Source organism: Paenibacillus intestini (assembly GCF_030803945.1).
GTDB lineage: Bacteria > Bacillota > Bacilli > Paenibacillales > Paenibacillaceae > Paenibacillus > Paenibacillus polysaccharolyticus.
Genome location: NZ_JAURUN010000015.1, coordinates 97028 through 120939, shown reverse-complemented (window position 1 = coordinate 120939; position 23912 = coordinate 97028). Strand labels below are relative to the sequence as shown.

17 protein-coding genes are annotated in these 23912 nt (G+C 48.5%); 2 read left to right on the top strand and 15 right to left on the bottom strand.

Annotated elements, in window-relative coordinates:
- Positions 1-178 precede the first annotated feature (178 nt).
- The 12 genes from J2T16_RS26510 to J2T16_RS26455 form a co-directional block, all read right to left on the bottom strand.
- Complete coding sequence (locus J2T16_RS26510) at positions 179-2170, bottom strand: IucA/IucC family protein (protein WP_499019773.1); 1992 nt, start codon at positions 2168-2170, stop codon at positions 179-181.
- Positions 2130-3392 carry a type III PLP-dependent enzyme gene (locus J2T16_RS26505; RefSeq protein WP_499019772.1) on the bottom strand — a complete coding sequence of 421 codons (1263 nt, stop codon included), beginning with the start codon at positions 3390-3392 and terminating at the stop codon, positions 2130-2132. Before J2T16_RS26505 ends, J2T16_RS26510 begins: the two co-directional genes overlap by 41 nt.
- Positions 3389-4165: an HpcH/HpaI aldolase family protein gene (locus J2T16_RS26500; RefSeq protein ID WP_221789266.1), complete on the bottom strand. Its 777-nt coding sequence runs from the start codon at positions 4163-4165 to the stop codon at positions 3389-3391. The genes J2T16_RS26505 and J2T16_RS26500 overlap by 4 nt, the downstream gene beginning before the upstream one ends.
- Entirely contained in the window at positions 4162-6195 is a 2034-nt protein-coding gene (locus J2T16_RS26495) for an IucA/IucC family protein (RefSeq protein ID WP_499019769.1), read from the bottom strand. The genes J2T16_RS26500 and J2T16_RS26495 overlap by 4 nt, the downstream gene beginning before the upstream one ends.
- Positions 6170-7903, bottom strand: coding sequence for an IucA/IucC family protein (locus tag J2T16_RS26490; RefSeq protein ID WP_260510946.1), 1734 nt, complete (start codon positions 7901-7903; stop codon positions 6170-6172). Before J2T16_RS26490 ends, J2T16_RS26495 begins: the two co-directional genes overlap by 26 nt.
- Positions 7860-9314 carry an MFS transporter gene (locus J2T16_RS26485; protein WP_221789268.1) on the bottom strand — a complete coding sequence of 485 codons (1455 nt, stop codon included), beginning with the start codon at positions 9312-9314 and terminating at the stop codon, positions 7860-7862. Before J2T16_RS26485 ends, J2T16_RS26490 begins: the two co-directional genes overlap by 44 nt.
- Positions 9308-10663, bottom strand: coding sequence for a diaminobutyrate--2-oxoglutarate transaminase (locus J2T16_RS26480; protein WP_499019767.1), 1356 nt, complete (start codon positions 10661-10663; stop codon positions 9308-9310). The genes J2T16_RS26485 and J2T16_RS26480 overlap by 7 nt, the downstream gene beginning before the upstream one ends.
- Before the next feature lie 72 nt (positions 10664-10735).
- On the bottom strand, positions 10736-11758 hold the full coding sequence (locus J2T16_RS26475) for an ATP-grasp domain-containing protein (RefSeq protein ID WP_499019763.1): 1023 nt from the start codon (positions 11756-11758) through the stop codon (positions 10736-10738).
- Between the two features lie 413 nt (positions 11759-12171).
- Positions 12172-12996 carry an ABC transporter ATP-binding protein gene (locus tag J2T16_RS26470; RefSeq protein WP_221789271.1) on the bottom strand — a complete coding sequence of 275 codons (825 nt, stop codon included), beginning with the start codon at positions 12994-12996 and terminating at the stop codon, positions 12172-12174.
- Positions 12997-13009: 13 nt separating this feature from the next.
- Positions 13010-14053, bottom strand: a complete 1044-nt coding sequence (locus tag J2T16_RS26465; RefSeq protein ID WP_499019761.1) for a FecCD family ABC transporter permease — start codon at positions 14051-14053, stop codon at positions 13010-13012.
- Positions 14050-15063 carry a FecCD family ABC transporter permease gene (locus J2T16_RS26460; protein ID WP_221789272.1) on the bottom strand — a complete coding sequence of 338 codons (1014 nt, stop codon included), beginning with the start codon at positions 15061-15063 and terminating at the stop codon, positions 14050-14052. The genes J2T16_RS26465 and J2T16_RS26460 overlap by 4 nt, the downstream gene beginning before the upstream one ends.
- A gap of 96 nt (positions 15064-15159) precedes the next feature.
- Complete coding sequence (locus J2T16_RS26455) at positions 15160-16179, bottom strand: ABC transporter substrate-binding protein (protein WP_154891182.1); 1020 nt, start codon at positions 16177-16179, stop codon at positions 15160-15162.
- 479 nt (positions 16180-16658) lie between these two features.
- On the opposite strand from J2T16_RS26455, the gene J2T16_RS26450 reads away from it, so the two are divergent.
- Together J2T16_RS26450 and J2T16_RS26445 are read left to right on the top strand one after the other, a co-directional pair.
- Positions 16659-17234: a hypothetical protein gene (locus tag J2T16_RS26450; protein ID WP_499019756.1), complete on the top strand. Its 576-nt coding sequence runs from the start codon at positions 16659-16661 to the stop codon at positions 17232-17234.
- 217 nt (positions 17235-17451) lie between these two features.
- Entirely contained in the window at positions 17452-19224 is a 1773-nt protein-coding gene (locus tag J2T16_RS26445; protein WP_499019753.1) for a glycoside hydrolase family 13 protein, read from the top strand.
- A 219-nt stretch (positions 19225-19443) separates the two neighbouring features.
- On the opposite strand, the gene J2T16_RS26440 is transcribed toward J2T16_RS26445, so the two are convergent.
- Genes J2T16_RS26440 through J2T16_RS26430 form a run of 3 tightly spaced genes read right to left on the bottom strand, consistent with a single transcriptional unit; the run spans position 19444 to position 23611 of the window.
- Positions 19444-20796 carry an ANL family adenylate-forming protein gene (locus tag J2T16_RS26440; protein ID WP_253497001.1) on the bottom strand — a complete coding sequence of 451 codons (1353 nt, stop codon included), beginning with the start codon at positions 20794-20796 and terminating at the stop codon, positions 19444-19446.
- A complete protein-coding gene (locus J2T16_RS26435) occupies positions 20793-22217 on the bottom strand; it encodes a cysteine peptidase family C39 domain-containing protein (RefSeq protein ID WP_154891180.1) in 1425 nt (474 codons plus the stop codon). The genes J2T16_RS26440 and J2T16_RS26435 overlap by 4 nt, the downstream gene beginning before the upstream one ends.
- Complete coding sequence (locus tag J2T16_RS26430; protein WP_499019750.1) at positions 22214-23611, bottom strand: alpha/beta hydrolase; 1398 nt, start codon at positions 23609-23611, stop codon at positions 22214-22216. The genes J2T16_RS26435 and J2T16_RS26430 overlap by 4 nt, the downstream gene beginning before the upstream one ends.
- Positions 23612-23912: the final 301 nt, after the last annotated feature.

Here is a 23912-nt window from a genome sequence, read left to right as displayed (position 1 = left end):
GAACCCAAATCCATTGCGTTATGATGCGTCAATCTGAGAAAAAGCTAGCTAGTGTCCAATATTAAGGGGTTGAACCGCTGGTGATCGTTAGAATTCCAGAGGACCCTATATCACTCCAATAAGCTCATCTGAGATCGTTAGCGTTGTTAAGTTATCGGAGGAATACTCCCATCCAATCCTACGCCTTGTAAAAAGGGTTCCACCCTTGGCCTTTGCCCGATGGCATCGCGCCTGGCACACCGTCCGCCTCAAGTAGCGGACGGACAACTAACTTCACAGGCCACGCCTCGCTCTCGAAGATCACGCGCTCCAGCGTGGACCGATCCGTCTCGGGAAGCTGCACTTCGTGCAGCGCTTCCCGCCAGGCCTGCTCCGTGATCTCCCAGAACTTCGTTTCCGGGATGTTGTACACTTCGCTCATCGCCTCCATGATCGCAGCCAGATTCACCTGCGTCCCAAGGGACTGCACATAAAAGATCAGCTTCTGGATCGTCTCATTATAGAGACTGTTCGAATAACCCGGACGAATATGATATCCCGGATCAGCAATTCCGTGCTTGTCCAGATACAGTTGATGCAGACGGACAGAGTCATGGTCCCGGAATAATAATCCCTTCACCTGATTATGCTCCAACACCAGACAGCAGTTCTGACCATGAATCTCCGGTACAACCCCCACCTTGAACAAACGCATCACGATATCATAGAATGTAGTCGCAATTCGATTGTAGAACTCCAGAACATCTTCTACACTCAGATTCCTGCCCATGATTTCGGTGAGCAGATGGTGCCCATCCAGATTTACGCCGAGTGCAGCCATCGGCACAATTTTGTAGGCATCATCCAGCAGTTCGGCGGGATATACACGAATCTGTGCTGCCAGATGCCGCGGGTGATCGTCGAACAATCCCATGGACTCCGGCATGAAGCCCCACCAGTTCTGCTCCTCACACATGTATACTTTGTCTTTCAATGTATCGTCGCAAGCCACTGCCTGCCTTAACATCTTCTCTCCCACAAGTCCATTCAGCAGCTTAACAACCGGAAGATATCGCGCGGCACCGAGCGACAGCACACTAACGGGCAACTTGAGCATGAGTGCAGACTCAGCCGCTTGAGCCATCGACCGCAGAGATGACGTAGCAAATACATCTCCGATCTGCACATCCAGCACCACAATGCTGCCTTCTACGATTTCTTTCGTAAATCGCGGCAAAATGATGTGTTCCAGCTGCCAAGGATGCACGGGCATAGGCAAGTACTCGTCCATCGACAAACCTCTGCGAGAGCATTCAGCCTGAACTTCCTCTCGCTGAGCATCATACAGCATATCCAGAATTGACAAGCCGTCTTCACAACCTTGTTGCACAGCATCCCGCTTGATCGCTACCCAGCGCAATCGAATCTCCTTACCGAACTCGGCTGCGTATGCCTTAACATCTTCGGCGCTGAATCCAACCTTTGCTTTGGAAGAAGGATGGAACGGGCGATCCCGAAGCGCAGCAATACGCTCACTTTTCACAAACCATTCATATGCGGACTTCGGATGATAAACAGACAACGTCTGCACCTGATTCCAACCAAGTTCATATTGCTCTACAGCCAGGTCCAAACTTGCCAGAAAATCTGCCACACCCGGTTGCTTAAATTCATCTTCGGATAATGCCCGTTGTAATACTACACGCCCCACCGCCGCCGGAGTATCAAGCATCGTCCAGCTACCGTCTGAATGTTGCTGATAGATCGGTGATCCCTGAACCCACTCAATGCCTTGTCTTACTCCGTTTTGAACTAGACAAAGTACACCTTCGGTATGCAAACCCAGACTGAAAGGCAGCGTAACTTCGGACGTATCCTGAGCACTAGCGTGATCCTCAGTAGAGTTACTCTCACTGAAATTATCCAGCGTAAAGTTATACTCATTGGAGTTATACCCACTCTTGTTCTGCTCATCGACAATGTGACCATGTACATGTTTCTTCGCGCTACCCTTTTCCCATTGAGCAAACCGCTGATATAACTGTCGAAGCTGTGCAGGTGCAGTAGCAAAATCAACAAAATGATGACCTTGCAGTGGAAGTAGCTGCTCAGCGAACAGACTATTCATCAGATCGGACATCACCTGCTGTTCAGCAGTTTGCCGACTGGAACGTTGCATTAACGTTGACATGTTCATCACCCTCCATCAAATAGTGGAATGCCGGGTGCGGATGCCCCAGAAAATCATGATGCGAGATCGTCCAGGCGTACGCACCGGATTTTTCGAACACAATCACATCGCCGACTCTTAAACAGTCAATCTCTGCATCGGAGTGCATCCGATCCTTCGGCGTACATAATTCACCTACAATATGGGCTCGCTCTCTCCGCACCTCGGGTCTTGTAAACTCATGCTTCCATCGATCCGTATATACAATGTGGAAGGGATGATTATGTCCCCATGACGCAGGCAGCCGATGATGATGTGTACCTCCCCTTAAAATGACAAACATCTGTCCGTGCGAACGTTTAATATCCGTTACCTCGGTTGCATAATAACCGTGATCTGCCACTAACAAGCGACCTGATTCAAAGAGCAATTCTCCCCCATGGGTAGCAAGGCGCTTTACGGCTTCACTCTGTTGCAAAAGTCCAGTAAATAAAGACCAGTCGAAGCCCGGACTGCCGTCATACGTCACACCAAACCCTCCGCCTGCATTGACCACGTCCACCTGCAAGTTATATTGCTGTTGCCAGTGCTCCACCTTTTGCAAATATAGCTCGATCATCTCGGCATGCAGTCTGGCGTCCATATTGTTCGACAGGGAGTGGAAATGGAATCCGCATAACCGAACCGAACCCGCGCCTTCCACACGAATCAGCTCCATCGCTTCGTCCACCGACTCTTCATCGATACCAAAAGGACTAGGGCCGCCGCCCATCACAATTTTGGTCTGTGGCAAGGTGTTACTTCGCAAATTGATGCGGAGCAACACACGCACCTCGGTCTTCTGTTGCCCTCTCTCTTTGGCAATCGCAATGATACGGCGCAACTCCAGCAGGCTCTCTACATGGATATAACTCACGTTATGCTCGATCGCCAGCTTCAGCTCGCTCTCCTTCTTACCCGGGCCGCCAAACAGGATCGGAACTTCCTGGCTCACCGCCCGAACCTTGAGCAGCTCGCCAATAGATGCCACCTCGAAACCCTTCACGAGTGGAAGTAGCGCTTCAATAATGCGTGGATCGGGATTGGCTTTGATGGCATAGAATAACCGCGTATTTAATGGCATCGTTTGCAACATACCGCGTACCTGCTCCTGCATACCTGCCAGATCGTAAATGTACGCGCAGATCGGTTCATTCTTTTCGCGTTGGATCGCATCTAAGGCTTGCTGTACACTGGTTTTCATAACTGTCCACCTGCGCTTCCATAGTCATTCCGCTTTTGGGCGTAGGCCCGAAATGCCGTATTCCGGTCATCCCCCAGCACATAGATGTGCACACCACGCTCACGCCATACCGCCATATCTTCCATTCCTCGGGTGACTGTTGCATAAGGTACGCCGAATTGTTGCGCGTTCTCATACAATACGCCTAGTGCTTCTCTCACATCCGGGTGGTTGGTCTGCCAAGGCACACCAAGTGATTGTGATAAGTCCGCTGCACCTTCCAGCACAAAGCTCACCTGCGGATGAGATAAAATCTCCGAGCTCTGACGTACCCCTTTCACACTTTCAATCATCGGCACGATCATCACCTGCGAGTTGGCTTCCGTAATGTATTCCGTTAGCGGGAATTTACCGAATACACCTGGACGTCCACTGTTAAGACTGCGCATACCCAATGGATGGTAATATGCATGATGTACGGCTTCTTTCACTTGCGAGAGCGTCTCCACATGAGGAATCACGATCCCCTGTGCCCCGCAGTCCAGTACCTTTAGAATCTCCGTGCGCTCGACCTTCGCAATACGTACAAGTGGTGTAATACCAACCAGTTCGGCGGCTCTTATCATCTCTTCTAACGATTCCATCGACGTTGACGTATGCTCCAGATCAATGATGACAAAATCATAGTTGGCATGACCAATCATCTCGATGATGATCGGATGTGGAATAGATACAAATAAGCCGAATACCTGCTGTTTGCGAGCAATTTTTTCCTGAAGCGTATTCTTCCTCATCGGTTTGCTGCCTTCTGTTCAATCATATCCTTGGCTAACCGGAGTGGATTGTTTGTTTTGCGGAAATATAATTCCCCATCCCCATACAAACGCCGCTTCGTCATCTCTTCAATCAGGGCATCCTCTGCCAAAAGATCAAACATGTCAAACCGCTCGGCATACTCGGGATGCTGCTGCTGATAACCCATAATTACTCCGGCACACAGTTGCCAAAAGGCTTCTTCGGACAAACCATATGGCTCCAGCGACAGCGCAATATCCGTCATGCAGATAAAAAAGAACGCATCGTACGTATAGTCACGTACCTCCGACACATCTCCGGCATATATGAACGAATATCGATTGAATTTGCGATGAGTTTCCGGTTCAGGATGCAGCTTCGGTGCACGTTCCGGGTGTAGTAGCTGATCCGGGACATAACGAACGCCATCATGTAAATCTTTCAGGATGATGCGTTTCGGCAACTCATTTTCCAACACCAAAATGATATTCTGGGCATGGCATTCAAACGCAATTCCGTGCGCATACAAAAGATGAATAACAGGCAGTGTAAGTGTATGCACCAAGGCCTCTGCCCATAGCTGAACCCCATGTCGCTCGATCGCCTCCTGGATATAAGGAACCCCGTTTCGTTGCACCAGCATAAGAGCATTCAGTGGCCAAGCCGTCTCGCCCTCATTCAGGTGAACGGATACATTCTCCCGCCAGATCGCTCCCAGGGTGCCGTAAGCGCGGCCGTACTGCGTAACAGGTAATTGTTCATAACGGAACGAAAGACCCATGATTTCTTTTAAAATGGCAAACTGCTCCCGCTGTAACACCTCATCCTCGCGTACCAGTTGATCCAGCCAGTCACTAATCAGGGGGGCGTTTTGCGTCGTATGTTGGGCGAGGATACGTGTGCTAGAAGTGTTCGTAATACTCAGAGCCAGCTTAATGTAAGGTGCTACTGAATTTTCCCGATTCGAGAGGGAACGAATGGATTGTTGCGCACGATAGGTTGAGGCCGAAGCCCCCAGATATATGATGTCTCCATCCATTAGTTGTTTGGCAAATATGGATTCGATCGCGTGCTCCCACTGCCACGGATGAATCGGAATGAATACGTAAGCATCCATATGTAAGGAAGCCGTTTTGTCCGAAATCACCTGACGAAATTGCTGCAAATCTTCCTTGGTCAGATGCTGTTCCAGCAGTGCTGCCATTTCGTATCCATCGGATGTAGCCGCTTGAGCCAATTCTTTTCTCACCGCAACCCAAATGAGTGGAACGTCGGCATTGAACTCGGGGCCGTAGGCTAGATTGTCTTTCAGCGAGAATCCTAACCTGGACTTGTAGCTTGGATGATACAGATGGCCATCAGTCATGTGACTTTCCAGCGCATCGTAGTGACGATCCCCTGCCGGAATGCGAAGAGACAACAAAGCCCGGCACTGACTGTCTTTAGCCATCGTTTCTTGCAATTCCTGAACAAATGCCGTCAGTTTCGCACCCTGCAAACGATTCAGCACCATCTCTTCCAAAAACACATCCAGATCCGTGCAGAGAACGCCTTCTCGCTTGATCGACCCGACCTTCACCTTCACCCTTCCAAACGAAAACTTCTGCTCTGCGTCACACGTATACACCACGGATTCACCAGTTGCAGTAACACCGCAGGTCGACCACTCACTCCCGTTCACCTGACGATCCAAGATATCTTCGAACCACATCGCTTCCAGTGCCTGGCGTATGATCCTTTCCTGAACTTCCACGTACACAGGGACTGCGTTGTCATTTGGCATTCTACGTCCTTTACCCGCTATGTTTGGTTGATGTGTCTCATTTGATTGGGGTGATTCGTGTGATTCATTAGGTTCGTTTTGTTCGTTTTGTTCGTTTTGTTCTTTTTTTCCGCTTCGTTCACTCGTGCTGTTAATCTTATTTTTTCTACTTGTTCCGCTTATTTCAGTTGTCTCTGTTTTTAACATTTCTGCTGGTTTACTTTCCTTCTTCTCTTCTGCCTCATTGCCGATTTCCACGAATCTCACGTGCTTCACTCCCTAAACGTTTCATGACGTTACCTACCGGCACATAAGCCGGAGTTTGACTAATGCCCGTGAGACAACTCACCAGATTTTGTTTGGCCAGAAAAGCGTCTGCGGTCAGCAAATGCTCCACATAAGCGTTACCTGTTCGTGCCCATTCTTCCTCAAGCACCTCACGTACCTGCATCCAGAAGTATTTCTCCGATACGTTCACATCCCGAGCCAATACATGAATTAACGAACCCAGATGGTTCACGATAAAATAATACGAGGTTCGCGCCCATGCCTTCTCACGCGAATAACGTAACAGCTCGGACACTTCTGAACTTAGAATCTCCCTTTGCTCATGCCGCTGCCATCCATCCACTAGCTGCTCATCTACACTGACCCCTTCCAGATCACGTACGATAAAAGCAACCGGCATGCCCTGCTCCAGCGTCACCAACGTATTCTGCAAATGGGATTCAAAATGAATGCCTTTCTCTCCAGCCGCCCGCACAAGCGGCAACAGTGAACAGTCCAAGTATCGTGACAACCATTGCTCTACCTTGTCACGATCAACGACATCGGCATCATCCTGTCTACCACACAGCATGGTCACTAAGCGGGATGGTGCTCCTGGCAATGGCGACTCCACCAGACTGGACAATACATAGGTACTCGCAGCGTCGAACTCAATCGGACGATAAGCAACGGTGAATAATCGGGTAAGTTCTTCGTCCTCAAACTTACATGTCGCTACACCTGTCTCATATGCGATATGGGTACAAGGCTCCGCTTCGAAACAGCCCTGTTGCCACACATAATTGGACGCATCCAGTGTCCGCCGCATCTGCTCGGCACTATTGGTGCGAATCATATTCGTAATCTGCATATGCAGCGACAGCTTGATGTTGCAGTTCCAATCCGGAATGTATACTGTACGTACGGAAGAAGTCGGATAGGCAAGGGGCCCTGCCTGGTCGAGCAACAATATCTTTTCTTCAACGATGTAGGACTGCACCTCGTCCAGACCGGAGATATACGCATACTGCCACGGATGGATTGGCACAATCCCATACATGGCCAGCTTTTCTTTGGAGACAGACCATTCATGGCTTCCCAGAAGCTGATGCAGATCCATTTTGTCCGCATGTTGTACCCATTCCTCTGTATACACATCCTGCCTTACGGCGATGTAACAGAGCTGAAAAGAGGTTCGAAGTTCTGGACTGTATCGCTGTACATCCGTGGCAGTGAAACCTCTGGAGTTTTTGGGAAAAGGATGAAACGGGTGACCGTACAGCAGAGATTGTTCAGAGGTAATATAGTCATATATCCCGAGATCGGACGCCTGCTCAATATACAAAGTCATGTTAGCCACACTGTTCTCCACTTTTTGAGTAAATTCACGAACGCGTTCGGCTCCCCGACCTTGATCTCCACTAATTTCAGACGCAATCCAGCGTACCAGATCCCGGCTATGCACGGCTTGTCCATTCCAGTTCATGCTGAGATATTCATGCTCCCCCATCGCCGAGTAGTAAGATAGCAACCCCATCACGCTTACACGGCTGGTTGGAAAAGCAATCGTATACGTCAGCGTATCCGGGTTAAGCTGCATATGTTCTGCTTTTTTTGGTCCAAGCTCACGGATATAACAGTTCAGTAGCAACTTGCAGGAATGCTCATCGGCCTGTTGCTCCGCCTTGGACCGGAGTTTGTTTTCCATTTTGAACAATGAAGCCAACCTTCTTTCGAGTTATAAGTAAGACTAGAGGTAACGTCAGCAGAATGGCACAACCAAGACCTACGCATATTTCTTTAACGGCTCCCCATTTCGCTAGCTCAATCGCTCTTCCATGTCCGGCGAGCCATTGCCAGCGCATATCGTAATACAGCGTCATGCCCATGACTGCAAACGATGAAGCCAGTCGTTCAATCGTTGTGGACAGCACCGATCCTTCATGCATGTCTTCCTCAGGTAACGCCTGCAGTCCGATTGCAGAAATGCTCATACCGGACAGTCCTACGCCAATGCCCCGGCACGCCATAAGCACCCCAATAATCCATATGGACGCCCCCATGGGCAGAAAGGCAAACGTCAGAATAGAGATCGATACCAGCAATGTGCCCCAAGCGATAAACTGAAGTGACCTCCCGCGATCCAGCAAGTTTCCTCCGATCCACATGAACAGACTCGTAAAAATGGAGAGCGGAATGAACAAGGCACCGGAAAGCGCTGGAGACAACTGAAATACCTCCTGAAAAAGCAGGGGAAGCGCAAAAATCACGCCAAACATGACACAATCCTGGATCGTGGAGATCAGAACCGTAAGAGGAAATACACCTTTTCTCCGCAGTAACGAATAACGGATCAGCGGTTCATCACGTTCATTCTCAACCTGGATAAAACGAATAAGAAGCACTAGGCCAAGCACAATCAGTGTCCATGATATCCATGGAGCTACTGCTGGGCTGGCGTACACCTGTACGCCCAGACTGAGTGCACCCACTGCGCCAACAAGCCGCATCACACTGGATGGATGCCACTTTTTCCTGCGAGCAGGTGTGTAGGCTTGAATCACTCGTCCACAGCCGATCAATGAAAAAACAGCCAAGGGTACATTCAACCAGAACAGCATCTCCAGCCTTCCATACTGAATGATAAATCCGCCAAGGGTCGGTCCAGCCGCAGGAGCTAGCATCAGCAGCAGTCCCCATGCACCCGTAATGCGTCCTCGAACCTCCGGGCCGTAGACATCGAACAGCAACACAAGGGATAAAGGAATCATCAGGCCAGCTGCCACACCATGCATGAACCTTACAAGTAGCAATACTTCAATATAGGAATGGAGCAATGCTCCGAGCACCGAAAATACTCCGTAGATGCAAATACCGAGCATATACGTCTGCTTACGCCCCAGCCGATCTACGACCAGGGAAGCCAGCGGCATCGTTAATGTCATGGCGAGCATATACAGGGCAATGATCCAGCCGCCCGCCGTGGCCGAAATGTCATAATATTCGATAAAATACGGAAGCAGCAGGTTAAAGGCACTGTTGGTAAGCACAAGCGTGAAGGCTCCTAGTAGAATAGCGAGTAAAACCGCATGCCGCCGAAGCAGCGATACACTCAGCATAAAGCTGCCGTTAATGCAATGGCTTCCGATACCGATTGTTCAAAGATCGCCAGTACCTCGCCTGCTTCCTTCTCCGTAATATTCAGCGGCGGCAAGAAACGCACAACCGCAGAATGACGTCCGCCAACTTCCACAATGAGTCCATTACGGAAACATTGCTGCTGTATAGTGGACGCTAGTTCACCATGCTGTAGATAATGTCCAAGACGATCCTTACCCCCTTGCGGGTTAACCACTTCAACACCGATCATTAGCCCGCGGCCACGAACATCACCAATTTCGGCAAAACAGCTTTTCATCGCCTGTAACCTTGCCATGAACTGCTCACTACGCAGATGCACGTTCTGCATCACATTCTGCTCCCGAATATAACGGAGCGTGGCTAGACCTGCTGCCATGGCCAGCTGATTGCCACGAAATGTGCCCGTATGCGCACCGGGTTTCCACTGATCCAGCTCCTCCTTATAGATCACAACCGACATGGGAAGACTGCCACCTACGGCTTTCGAGCAAATAATGACATCAGGCACAATGCCCGCATGTTCAAACGAAAACATCCGCCCCGTACGTGCAATGCCGGTCTGCACTTCGTCAATAATGAGCGGAATATTTCGTTCCGCAGTGATTCGGCGTAACTCTTTCAGCCACTCAATATCTGCAGGAATCGCACCACCCTCGCCCTGTACCGTTTCTACGATCACTCCGCACGGTGCAGCTATTCCGCTCTCGCAATCATCCAGTAAATTTTCGATATACTGTGCACTTAATCGGGCAGTCATGCCTTCACCAACCCCAAACGGACAACGATATTCATAGGGAAATGGCAAGAAATGCACATCCGGCAGGAGACTTTGCAGGTTTTCCTTTTTACTCAAATTGCCGCTCATGGACATCGTCGCTTGGGTTGAACCGTGATATCCACCTTGGAAAGCCAGAATGGACTTCCCGCCTGTAGCATGCTTCACCAGCTTAATTGCGGCTTCGACCGCATCCGCTCCCGTTGGGCCGCAGAACTGAATTTTGGATGTATTCCGCATCTCTTCGGGCAGTAAAGAGAATATCTCTTGCATAAACGAAAGCTTAAGTGGTGTGGCCAAATCGAGTGTATGTAATGGAATCTGCTGATCCAGAACATCCCGAATAGCGCCTACGACTGATTCATGGTTATGTCCAAGCGCGAGTGTGCCCGCACCTGCCAAACAATCGTAATACTCACGGCCTTCCGTATCCGTGATCTTGATGCCTTGAGCTTTGCTGATGACGAGCGGGAAATGCCGTGGGTACGCTCGTGCGTTGGACTCCTTCTCGTTCTGCAGCTTCAGGTATTCCGTCTGAACCTCTACTGACATAACTCTCTAACGCCCCTTATCATCGATTCAGGCCCAATTGCCTGTACATTCGTTATTGAATAATGCTAAGCGCTAACTCTGACTGAGATATTCCAGATACTGACGCACAACGTCTCGTGTCGTGCCGCCATGTGGATATACATGGTGAGTGAGATCTGGCAAGGCGTTGACCTCCAGAATACCTCCCTGTTCCGTTGTAATAGGTACTCGAATGTCCTTACAGCGAACATCGATACCTGCAACGTCAATCTGGAGCGCTCGGGCTGCCTGTATCATCATGCGGACATTATCCGGGTGAATGTCATCCGTACAATCCCTGTAAAATTCACTGATCTTTCCGGCCGCCGAATTACGGAGGTCATACAGTTCAATCTCCTGATCCACAGGAGACACGTCATTCAAAGCAAGTCCTTGCTTACGCAATGTATCCAGCAGATGAGTATTGTCTAGGTCAATCGCGGGGAAAGCTTCGTACATACCGATCTCTGTGTCCTGCATGCGGTTCAGGTTCAGCATTTCAATACGTTCACGGACAGACGAACTGCCGTTACCCGTCACATACACAGGACGGTATTGGTTAACCGCCGCTACCTGTTCGTTGATAATTAACACCCGGTAGTCGGTTCCAATGACATATTGTTGTAGCAGAATGCTACTGCCATATTGGGTTGCGAGATGAATTGCCGCTTCCAGCTCAGCAACGGTGCGTACATCCAGGGTAACCCCCTGACTGCTGCTCGAATCCAGCGGTTTGACTACGATGGAACTGTATTGATGAAGGAAAACTTCGGCCTCTTCTCCCATGGCCGCTACAACGATATGAGGGGGAACTGGCATCCCCTGTTCATGCAGGATCAGATTACATGCCTGTTTATTCTTGGCAAGCAGTCCAGCGATCAGCGGTAGCCGGTGAGTTCTCGTTTTGTTAATGATGATCTGTTTGTGCTCCAAGGACAGTTTTAGAAAATCCTCACAACCATCCACCAGCAACTCGCAGCCAATCCCCATCTCTCTTGCTTTGTTCAGAATCAGCCGATTTTGTAGATTCTCAAAACCTTCTGGAAATACGGAACATTTGGAACGAAGTAAATTCATATCCGACCTTCCTATCGGTTGATTTTATTGATAATGATTATCAGTATCACACAAAATCTATTTTATGGTAATTATTCACCCGTTGTCAATATGAAACTTTTAAGGAAAAAATATCTTTATTTCAGAAGGGTATTGGTATTGTAATCGTGGAGTATTGGCATACTTAGGCATAACAAACAAGGCAAGCTATGGAGTTTCCAAATCCTCTGCTTGCCTGTTTCGTTATCCCCATGATAATAAATTGATGGTACTGAGGAATAATTTTGGGGGTGGATGGCCGTAAGAACATGACGTATACGCCTGTGTCCATGATGCTATAAGAATCGTAGCATTTGCCAAAAAAGGCAAAGCAAACGTACCGATTCAGCATTACGGGTATTTTTGACCAACAGGTGCCTCGAAGCTCTTGTTTATCAAGCCATCTGTGTATAACGTTGCTGCGTTTCATGCAGCTTCCTGCCTCTTCCGTGCGGGATACAGGTGGGTGTACCGAATAACGGATCTACAGCAATGTCACACTCCATCTGAAAAACGTTTCGCACGAGGTCACGAGTGATAATATCCTCCGGTTTGCCCTCTGCGTAGATGGACTTGTTGTGAACCGCAACGATATGATGTGCGTATCGGCAAGCCAGATTCAGGTCGTGAAGCACCATCACGATGGTACGCCCTTCCCGTTCATTTAATTCAAACAGCAGGTCCAGAATATCAATCTGATGTGTCATATCCAGATACGTTGTAGGCTCGTCCAGCAGCAATGTTTCTGTACCTTGTGCCAAGGTCATCGCGATCCATGCACGTTGACGCTGACCACCGGATAACGCATCAACAGGACGATCTGCAAGTTCTGTCAGATGTGTGGACGCAAGAGCCAGTTCAACCATGCGCTCATCCTCACGCGACCATTGTTTAAGCCATGTCTGATGAGGATAGCGTCCTTGGCGAACCAGCTGGTTCACGGTCAAACCTTCCGGTGCCGTCGGTCCTTGGGGCAGAATAGACATGCGTCTTGAGATTTCTTTGGTGGGTAGCTTTGCAATCTCCTCACCATCCAGTAGCACAGTGCCTGAGTTGGACTTCAGCAGTCTTGCCAGCGTACGTAGCAGCGTCGATTTGCCGCAACCATTACTGCCGATCAGGACTGTAATCTCTCCCTTCGGAATGGTCAGGTTCAGGTTTTCAATAATCGGATCTGCTCCATAGGAGATGGTAAGCTCCTTGGCTTCCAGAATACTCACGGCTCTCTCCTCCTCAATAATGGTTTCGATTCTTAAATAATAGATACAGAAAAAACGGTGCTCCAATACCTGCGGTAAATACGCCTGCAGGGATATCCAGCGGCAGAAATACTGTTCGGGCAATGAGATCGGCTGTACATACCAATAAAGCACCTACAAAGCCGGATACCAGCAGCAAACTGCCAAACATCCGCCCTACCAGTTTTCGTGCAATATGAGGAGCAATTAAACCCACAAAGCCAATCGTACCTGCGACAGACACAGCAATCCCGGCGAGAAGCACACTGCATAATAACAAGGCAGATCGATGCCACTGCACCGTAACGCCAAGCCCTGTGGCAAGGTCATCTCCGAACTCCTGTGCATTCAAACTGCGACCAAACCACATGGCGAGGGGCAGGACGATGATAATCACAGGTAATATCGTCCGAATATCTGTCCATGTGGCTCCATAGATGCTTCCAGTTAGCCAGATATAAGCCTGACTTGCTGTATAGAACGGGCTTAAAATCAACATAAAGGTCGTGCCAGCGCCCGTTATAGCCGATACGCCTATACCGATCAGCACCAGCCGGATCGGACTGACTCCTTTTTTCCAGGCCAAGATATAAATGATGAATGCTGTGACCATCGCACCCATGACCGCAAAGAGTGGTAGCAATTTAATGCTTACGGCTCCACCCAGTAATGTTACAAATCCTACAGCTGCCACTGCAGCACCACCAGTTATACCGATGACATCAGGTGAGGCAAGTGGATTACGGATAATTCCCTGGAGCAGCGCTCCCGACATTCCCAGTGCGGCCCCGACAAGCAGAGATAACAATACACGTGGAAGCCTGAGTGTCAGCACGACGAAATCATGCTCTCCTGCATTCAGTCCAAAGATGGCGCGAAGGACGTCCAGTGGAGAAATAAAGTCACTGCCTAAGCTTGTTCCGACTACCCCTGCTACCAGAAACAGAAGGACACATACAGCGATAACCATCACGGACTTACGTTCCACTTGAATGGAAACAGTATCTGTTTTATTCCGATACGTCAGCATCTTCCTCATATCTTCGTCACCCCCTTCCGGGCGATATAGATGAAGAAGGGTCCGCCGATTAATGCCGTCATTACACCCAGTGGAACTTCCTGCGGCATAATGACAAGCCTTGCTACGACATCAGCTGACATTAGCAATATCGCTCCACCCAAGAAGCAATACGGGACAAGCCAGCGGTAGTCATTACCAACAAATGCACGCATGATATGTGGTACGACCAGACCCACCAAACCTATGGAACCGGCAACTGCTACAGAACCACCCGCGAGTACTACCGTAACGATTCCCATCATCACTTTGACCAGTAGTACGTTCTGCCCCATCCCTTTTGCAATGTCATCCCCTGTTAATAACAAATTGATAGCTCTCCCCATAAATAACGACACCACTGCGGCTACCGCCATATAAGGTAAAACGGGATACAGCATTTCTAGTGTTCGCCCACTTACCGAACCGGCAAGCCAGAACAGAACATCCTGCAGTCCTGTGCCGTCCAGAACAAGAATCGCTTGCGTAAAAGAGGCAAACAAGGCTGAAATAGCGGTACCCGCTAATATAATTTTGATTGGCGTCAGACCATCACGCCCCAGTGAACCCAAACCATATACAATAGCTGCCGAGATTGCCGCTCCGGCAAATCCAAACCACATCATCGTGGTTAACGAAGACACGGACAATACGACAACAGCAATAACAATAAAGAAAATTGCACCTGCGTTGATCCCGAACACACTCGGGGAAGCGAGCGGATTACGCGTCAGTGCCTGCATCAGTCCGCCTGCAACAGCCAGACTTGCCCCTACAACAGCCGCAATAATCGTGCGTGGCAATCGCTCTGTCAGAAGAACCACATGCTCTACTAATGTTTCATCATAGGACTGAACCGCATCCCACAACATATGAAACGTAATCGGTGTGCGTCCCAGAATCATGCTGGCGGTTGCAGCGACTAGCATAAGAATGAACAAACCAACTAACCCGTATATTTTCGCACTTGCCTTGGTAAAAAGGGGAAACATACTCTCACTCTTTCATCTATGAAGTGAAACAGGACCTGCCTGCCCATACACTTTTCTAACGAAAGTTCTGGTGCATGGCAGATCCTAATCCGGTTATTATTTATTCAGGTTGAATAGCTTGTATAGATCGTCCAGCATCATGTTGGCTGATGTATATCCGCCTGCCATGTTCCAGGCTACCTCATCGACCTGGTACAGTTGATTGTTTTTCACAGCATCAAGGTTTTTCCAGAGCGGACTGCTCGTCCAATCTTTATAATTTTTCTCGATCGCAGCCGTATCCGTACCTGAATTGAAATTAAAAATCATGTCTGCATTCATATCCGGAATGGCCTCTTTGGATGTCAGTTCAACACCCCATTTATCTGCATCATGGCCCGCTGGTCTTGTAAATCCAAGTTCCTTCAGGATTTTACCTGCATAACCCATGTAGAAAATACGAACCTGATCTGCTCTGAAGTTAGTAATGGTTGCTTCAATCGGCAGACGGTCACCCATTTTCTCTTTGAAATCCGCTACGCGTGTCTCCCAATCGGCAAGTAGCTTATTCGATTGCTCTGTTTTGTTCATTGCTTCCCCGACCATCTTCAATGTTTCTTTCCAATCGAACAGCGTTTCGGTCACGACCGTTGGTGCGATCTGGGACAGCTGATCATAGATTTCTTCATCTCTAATTTTGGTAGCAATAATAAGATCAGGCTTCAACTTGTTGATTTCTTCCAGATTCGGCTGGGATTCCTGACCTACTTGCGGTACGCCATCCAGATCTTTACGCAGATATTCATATACCGGCTGCTGCACCCATGATTCCACGACACCTGCCGGTTTCACGCCAAGTGCAACAACGACATCATTCGCACCTTGGAACAGTGTCACGATTCGTTGCGGAGTTCCCGTGATTTTTGTTTCCCCCATGGCATGTTTGATTACCCGAGTCTCGTCTGTAGCTTTGACCGCTTGATCTCCATCCGTGCTACCTTCAGCACTTTTACCACTTGTTGCTGAGCTTGCTGTATTGGTTGTACCCGCACTTCCCCCTGAAGCACAGCCAGCCAGCAGCGAAATCATAAGAATAAGTGCTGCATAAATATATAACTTTTTGCTGAATCGAAACATGGAACTCGTCTCCCCTTTTCACTCTAAATGATATTGAATCTCATTATCAATTGTATTGTAATGGAGTTGGGTGATTTAGACAAGCACTTATTTGGAAAAATATTTACGATTCATATCCAGCTTCATTTTTTCTATAAACGCCGCTATAAAAGCAAATTTCAGGTGAATACATATAATATAAATCGATATTATCCAACGTTGGTGTAACCACTTATGCCAATTGTCGCCTACTTCTTCTGGTCCAAATACAACTTGAACTATCCTTCTATTTCATGATGTGACGGTATACAAGTAAATTAATATTTATACATAAAAGTCTTATATTTATGAATAACTTGACCGTACTTTGTACTTTTCGTACTTAGAGTCGGCTCATATAAACCATCATTTATTCCTAAATTATTCCTGTAAATGAAACTCTTCTTATGTTAGATTATCCCTTGGAATAAAATCACATATAGAGACAGGGGACGGACATTATGAAAAAACATTGGATTCTTTCGATCCTGATGAGTATGGCGTTGATCGGCGGCATAGTTCTTCCAACAGGGCATTACGCTGCGGCAGCAGACAATTCCACTGTGATTTCGGACGAGGTAAACACGGAAGAGACAATCAACCAGGAAGAACAGGAACTTACGGCGGATGACCAAGATTTTCTGGATTATTTAGATGCATTGGAAGCAGCGGCTGTTTATGAAACGAAAGCTATAAACGCCATAGGCGGAAACACATACATCACCTCTGCCAATCGCAAATCTTTCTTTTTGACGTTAAACAACACAGCTATCCCGAATTACACAAAGTATGTTTCCATGCTGAAGCAGATCAAACCGGAGAATATGGAGTTGAAAAAAATCCATGATAAATTGATTAGAGGCAGCTACGCACAACTGGAAGGTTATCAGTTGTTCAAAAAGGCCGTGTCTAAAACAACAATAAACCGTACGTTCCTCAAGCAGGGCAATGACAAGGTTGCTGCGGGTAAGAAGAGCATCGAGCAGTACCTCAAAGAAGTTAAGACATACGGAGAACAACTGGGATTCCAGATGTAGTATACTCCGCTCCATAATGAATTGATAATTAAGGAAAAAAAGTGTTTTCTTTTGCAAAAATAATTCGTATAATAACCGTATAATCAAAAGGCTATGCTGCCGAAAGGTACAACCTCGTGAACATGAGAGGTTGTGCCTTTTTTGCGTTTTATACGCGTTTTCCACGGCATTCTCTAGCCCTAATTTGCATTTAACCATGTGCCAAGGAGTGATATCTATGATTTTAGAAGCCATTTATCATCGTCCCAAACTGAACTGGTCTTATGCGTATAATCGCACAACCATGCATCTTCGTTTGCGCTCCAAACGGGGAGATTTGGATGCCGTCATTGCGATTACAGGGGATAAATATGCCTGGGATCGGACGATCACACATATTCCTATGCGAATTTTCGCCCGGGACGAAATGTTTGATTACTGGGAAGCCGAGACATCTCCGCCTTACCGCAGACTCCGTTATGCCTTTCAGCTAATCCAGGGGGAAGATTCTGTGTGGATGACAGAGCGAGGATTTGAACAGGCACTGCCGGATCATCCGCTGGAAATGTTTGATTTTCCATTCATGAATCCGGTTGATATTTTTGAACCGCCTGCATGGGTTAAAAATGCTGTATTTTATCAAATTTTCCCCGAACGTTTTGCGAATGGCGACCCATCTCTAACGCCAGCAAATGCTGAGTCTTGGGGCGGTACGCCTACACCTACCAATTTCTTTGGCGGAGACCTGCAAGGCGTGATGGATCATCTGGATCATCTTCATAAACTCGGGATCACAGCCATCTATTTCTGTCCATTGTTCGAGGCCACGACCAACCATAAATACAACACCGCGGATTACTTGAAAGTTGATCCTCAGTTTGGCACGAATGAACAATTGAGAATGCTAGTGGACGCATGTCATGCTCGCGGTATACGAGTCGTTCTGGATGCTGTATTTAACCATTCGGGAAAAGAGTTTCCTCCTTTTGTCGACGTCATGAAAAATGGCGCTAATTCCCCTTATGCAGACTGGTTCTACATCAAGGATTGGCCGCCACGGGTTGAGGATGGCATTCCAACCTACGAAACCTTTGCCTTTGAGCCGCTCATGCCGAAGCTCAACACGGAGCACCCGGATGTCAAAGCGTACCTGCTTGAGGTTGCACGCTACTGGATAGAGGAGATGGATATTGACGGTTGGCGACTGGATGTGGCCAATGAGGTGGATCACCAGTTCTGGCGTGAATTCCGTCAGACGGTCAAAGCGATCAAGCCCGATGCTTATCTGCTCGGTGAAATCTGGCATGATTCATTAATGTGGCTGCAAGGCGACCAGTTCGATGCAGTCATGAACTACCCTTTTACCAACTCCGTACTGGATTATGCCGTGCACGGCAAGCTGGATGGACTCGGATTCGCCAACGAGATTGGCAAACTGCTTGCTGCGTACTCCCAACCCGTTACCGAAGCAGCGTTTAACCTGCTGGGCAGCCACGATACGCCGCGGTTACTGACGTTATGTGATGGCGATATACGCAAAATGAAATTGGCTGTCACGTTGCTTTTCTCCTATCCGGGTGCGCCTTGCGTCTATTATGGAGATGAGGTCGGACTGGACGGTGGATATGACCCGGGTTGCCGCAAATGTATGGAGTGGGACGTGGGCAAACAGAACCGGGAACTGCTTGAATTCTTCATCCATACGATTGAGGTACGAAAGAAACATCCAGCTTTGCGCAGCGCGGGGTTAAAGATTATGTATGCCGAAGCAGGTGATCCTTGCCTTGCTATGGAACGTGTGGATTCGGAGACGGGAGAACGTATGGTACTGGTGATCAATGCCAGTGATGAGCCTCGTAAACTGGAGCTTGGATGGGGAGATCATAACGTATGGCGTGACTTGTATACTGCGGCTTCGGTTGAGGCAAGACAGAACAAGTTGACCTTGGAGCTCGGCGCATACGGCTTCTCTTTGTTGCAATGTGAGGTGAAACAGCCAGCAGAAGCATGATTTTGGTAAAGGGTAAAATTCCGAAGGGCTGAACGTGAATAACGTCCGGCCCTTTTTTGTATAAAAAGCACACCCTTACGTCTTAAGCAACGTCTCTCCTGTATGAACAAAAAAAACGCACATCCCTTCGGATTTATGCGTTCTCCAGTTCATGGATTGTATTGGATTCATCAGCCTGATCATTCTCTGATTAAGCGGTTACGCATGATCCGGCGGCGATCATACCGGCTTTCTTACCTTTTTCATACGGGAGCTGACGAGTGCTTCCTCTGTAATCACAATTTTCTGCGGAATTTTGTATGCAGGCAGTTTGTCTTGGCAATAGGCCCATATAGCCCTGCGAAGCTCTTTCAGTGAACTAGGATTAGCGAGTCGCACTGTCGCTTTCACCTGCTGGCCTGTTATCCCGCTCACTTCTCCCGTAACTACCGCCGCTTCAATGCCATCCATCTCTTCAAGCACACTCTCCACTTCGGCAGGGTACACCTTCCAGCCACCTACGTTAATAATCTCGGAACGCCGACCCAGAATGCGGATATATCCTTCCTCCACCACTGCCTCATCTCCCGTTCGCAACCAACCGTCTTCTGTAAAAGGAGACGGAGCATTCAGGTAACCCATCATTGCCGTTGCGGTATAAATCTGTAACTCCCCATCTACAAGCCGACACTTCACCTCGTCATCCTGAATGGAAAATAACAGCGAACCCGGTTCTTTAGAACGTGTTGGTAAAATCCCCAATTCGGACATGCCGTAAGCTTGAATCGTCCTGATCCTCGGAAAGCGCCGAGTCCAGGCTTCCAAAACCGACTCAGGCATTACTTCCGAGCCATAAGAGACCACTTCCAGGCTGGAAAGGTCGTAATGCTCATCTTGTTTTCCCAAAAGCAGCAGATTCATAAATGTCGGGGATACGGGCAGTGCCTGTACACGATGTTTCTGAATGGTATGACACACTTCCTCCGGAGTACGGTTCATCACAATACACAGACACCCGCCGCTGGATAGCGATTGTAGCATGGTATTCACCCCGCCGATGTGGTCAAACATCATAAAAGGGATAGTACGTAGCGGACGCACCTGACGTCGAAAGGCCTGTAACAACCGGTCTGCCCGGTGAACCGTCGCCTTACTTACTCCCGTCGAACCTGAGGAGAACAGAACTAATCCGCCCACCTGCTCCAGTCGCAATTCAGTCAAAATGGACGGCATCGCTTCTTCTTCATGAGTCTCGCTCATCTGTCTCACCAAAAGCTTGCCTGCGTCTACACCCAAGCGTACAGCTACATGTGCAAGCTTTACGTACTCGTCCCGTTTCGCTTCGACCAAATTACGGTCGATCGGAAGCACGATGCACCCTGCTCCAAGCAATGCCAGCATTGCCGATGCTGCATAGGGAGAATAGTCCTCTTCCAATGTGACAACCCGCCCCGATATCCTCTCTCTCTCGATCCATTCTCCCATGAGAAAAATCTGACGAACCAGCCAATCGTAACTGTACTCTTGCTCCTCCCAAATAAACGCCGGGTGCTGCATGTGAGCGGTAAAGCGCTCTAGCAAAAAATCAATCACCTCACACCCTCCCCATCACTGCCCAAGGTCTGCTGCTGTGCAAGATAATTCACCAGCGAGCCGACCGTCTGATACGGACTTTCCGGCAAGGAAGCAGCAGCAATCTCGGCGAGAGCGTTCCCCAGGCCTCTTCCCCAATGCTCTTCAATGCCCTGCTCTACCACAGCCAGTAAAGACACCAGTTCCAGTGAATTCAGTCGTCCATCCCGACCATATAGTGGTGCATTACCGCCCTCATCCAAGGCAATGAATGTGTTATGATAAGCATTCAGCTCCCGACAGCTATCCAGTACAATGCGTAGCAGGGCAGCCTTGTGTTCATTTTCGTTGTCTATATCTGTTTGGGATTGCCGCGGATATGTGGAAGCTTGAGGAAGTGCTTTTCTTAACGACGAATACCAGTTGTATTCATCTGCGGCTAGCTCTTGCACTACACCTGACAACTGAGCTTGCCACCCTTCACGCTGCTTCAACCTTGCCACCTGAAGCAAACTATTGGCCTTTTCCCATCGGAGAATGATGTTCTCATATTCCTTGGCGTATTGGTCAAGCGGCGCACCCAGCCACTCAGCAGACTCCTTGAGCACGTCCCGGAAATAATATCGACTCCACCGCATATCAAAAAGCAGACCCGATATTCGCGCTTCGCTCTCTGCATTCCCTCCTAAATTTCCTTCCAGTGCATCGATCAGACTGGTAGAGACAGCATGTCCAAAATAAAAACGCCGTGCTCCCTCCATGATCGTTCTACCTGTCAAAAATTCATGTACCTGAGTAGTCAATGCCTGGGCCAGCATCTCCCGGTACCCCTGCGAATCCAGCAGGACTTTGGCCTGAATATCCGTTGTTCCGTAGGTTCGTAGCGTCTCCTTCCGTTTAACCTCCGCAAGTTCAGGGATCGTCTGATGCCCTCTCCAAAAATCATGGAAAGCTGCATGCTCCACCTTGCCTTTAAACTTGTAAAACACAGGGTCGTAGACATACATGTGGTCTTCATCCATGCCATACACGGCAAGCCAATGATCCATCAGGTAATGCCTTGAGCCTTGTTTGACATGTTTGTTAATATACTCGGGATTGTGATAGTCGTCGCAATAAGGCAGATGGTAGCTGGTGCCTGTGGCCAAAAAAAGTCTGCCCGTTTCAAGCTGCTGCCGGATCAGCACTTTTCCTTCCTCAAAGCTGCCCAGCTCCCGCTGGTCGTTAATCTTCCAGATCGGTTCCTCATAATCCAGCTTGTGAAAATAAGTCTTCACCAAGCCGTTATCTTCGCATGATGGCAGCGTATATAATCGGCTGGCAGCCAGCATGGCAAGACTTGAAACGGAACCCTGCCGCTCAAGCACTTCATGAATCAAGGGGAAATTGCATGGATAATAGTAAGGGATGTCCAGTGTTGGAGCGAAGGAATGGATTATCATTTGAGGGAGCCTCCTATTTCTACTTTGGCAGATGCACTGCCCCAAGCCTGAATATGATAGTGGAGAGACATGTCTTCGATTGCACGAAATATTCGATTGGCTATGGGATTGCCTTCCTGATCCGTCTCGAATTGCCGGAAACCACGGGTAAAACGGAAAGAGAAGCCACTGTCTCGCGGAATATGATAACAGCCTTCATAGTGACCATCACCTGCATGCATGAGCTTCATGCCCATCCCGCCGTAGATGAATTTTTCCCATGGCTCCGATGATCTGAAAGTTGGTGTAAGCTTTGCCTGCATACAGACCTGTACAACGGGGGTTAGTTCAGATATAACCCTGTAATCTCGTGTAGCCGTTAAATCACCCGATTCCAGCGTAATCGTAGCACTCCCTATGGCCTGAGGAATCAGCGTACCATCTGCAAGAACCTGAAGAACTTCGGGATGGCTTGAAACAAACTCTCCGCTTAGCAAGGTCTGACTCAGACCGTTATCACACTGGAGCCGCGCCTGAACCCTTACCTGCATCCCACCTTTCAGTCCGATGACATCTCTGCCACACAGCTCTAGTGAAGTCGGTTGCCCTTCTTGGCCGAACATGTACAACAGGGGGAATTGCACACGCGCTCCCCAATCCGCTTCCTGATGGCAAGCGTCTGCCTGTTCGAAGTAAGCCAGCTTTTTTGCATCCGCTCCCTGATCCAGCATCTTCTGTACAACCCTTCTCACCTGTTCAGGCAGGAACAGTCCTTCGGTGTCTCCAATATCCACCCACATGTTCACATCCGGAATGGTATCCGGCAGTCGGTACATGTTTTTCTCCCGCAGTCCATTCTCAGCTTGTTCATCCAATTGTGCATCCACAAAGTACGGAGACATCATGATCAGCTTGCCAAACACATCTGGATGACGCATCCCGATATGCAAGGTGCATAATGCAGCCGCCGAGGAACCGAGTAATCCCGTGTTATCTCTATCTCTCTTTGTCCGGTATCGCTGATCAATCATCGGTTTAAGCTCATCAATAATAAATTGCTCGTATTCAATTCCGGAGCCTCCTATGCCGATTGCTTCCTGCTCAGCATCAACGTAGTGATAGAACTCGTTGCGGGTAACCGGACGAACGTGGGCAATGGCAACAATAATGATGGGTTCAATCCGGCCAGCAGAGATGAGTTCATCTGCTGCCAGGTCAAGTTGCCACGTTTCGTTTCCCGGACTGGATGGCCCAAAAGCCCGCTGTCCTGCATGAACGTACAACACCGGGTAATGCCGTTCAATCTGCTCCTCGTAACCTGGCGGAAGATATACGTAAATGTTTCTCTTATTGCCGAGCTGCGATGCCTGAATGTTTTTCAGACACGCTATAACAGATCCTGTGCTCACTGCCATCAACCGCCTCTCTCTTCCTTTTCCCTCAGGACAAACTAACTAAGCAAACCTCCCCCGGATTCTGCTGTGAATCCTAGGTGACAACAAACAACCCCGCCTCAGGAGAGACGGGGTTGTCCCGGATAGGTCAGCTGAATTACAAGCTGATCCGGAAAGCATAGCCCTTAATTTGATTGAATCTGCGAATAGTTTAAATCGAGCGGGATACTTTTGTAAATATAAAAATAGAAAAAAAATACTCAGAAAAAAGTTATTGACATAAAAACCAAATTTTCTTAAGATAGCGTTGTGATCATAACTC

What these genes read in the sequence shown, in the direction of transcription:
- J2T16_RS26510 (WP_499019773.1), bottom strand. Translation starts at nt 2,170, where the DNA reads ATGTCAACGTTAATGCAACGTTCCAGTCGGCAAACTGCTGAACAGCAG.
- J2T16_RS26505 (WP_499019772.1), bottom strand. Translation starts at nt 3,392, where the DNA reads ATGAAAACCAGTGTACAGCAAGCCTTAGATGCGATCCAACGCGAAAAG.
- J2T16_RS26500 (WP_221789266.1), bottom strand. Translation starts at nt 4,165, where the DNA reads ATGAGGAAGAATACGCTTCAGGAAAAAATTGCTCGCAAACAGCAGGTA.
- J2T16_RS26490 (WP_260510946.1), bottom strand. Translation starts at nt 7,903, where the DNA reads ATGGAAAACAAACTCCGGTCCAAGGCGGAGCAACAGGCCGATGAGCAT.
- J2T16_RS26485 (WP_221789268.1), bottom strand. Translation starts at nt 9,314, where the DNA reads ATGCTGAGTGTATCGCTGCTTCGGCGGCATGCGGTTTTACTCGCTATT.
- J2T16_RS26480 (WP_499019767.1), bottom strand. Translation starts at nt 10,663, where the DNA reads ATGTCAGTAGAGGTTCAGACGGAATACCTGAAGCTGCAGAACGAGAAG.
- J2T16_RS26475 (WP_499019763.1), bottom strand. Translation starts at nt 11,758, where the DNA reads ATGAATTTACTTCGTTCCAAATGTTCCGTATTTCCAGAAGGTTTTGAG.
- J2T16_RS26465 (WP_499019761.1), bottom strand. Translation starts at nt 14,053, where the DNA reads ATGAGGAAGATGCTGACGTATCGGAATAAAACAGATACTGTTTCCATT.
- J2T16_RS26460 (WP_221789272.1), bottom strand. Translation starts at nt 15,063, where the DNA reads ATGTTTCCCCTTTTTACCAAGGCAAGTGCGAAAATATACGGGTTAGTT.
- J2T16_RS26455 (WP_154891182.1), bottom strand. Translation starts at nt 16,179, where the DNA reads ATGTTTCGATTCAGCAAAAAGTTATATATTTATGCAGCACTTATTCTT.
- J2T16_RS26450 (WP_499019756.1), top strand. Translation starts at nt 16,659, where the DNA reads ATGAAAAAACATTGGATTCTTTCGATCCTGATGAGTATGGCGTTGATC.
- J2T16_RS26445 (WP_499019753.1), top strand. Translation starts at nt 17,452, where the DNA reads ATGATTTTAGAAGCCATTTATCATCGTCCCAAACTGAACTGGTCTTAT.
- J2T16_RS26435 (WP_154891180.1), bottom strand. Translation starts at nt 22,217, where the DNA reads ATGATAATCCATTCCTTCGCTCCAACACTGGACATCCCTTACTATTAT.
- J2T16_RS26430 (WP_499019750.1), bottom strand. Translation starts at nt 23,611, where the DNA reads ATGGCAGTGAGCACAGGATCTGTTATAGCGTGTCTGAAAAACATTCAG.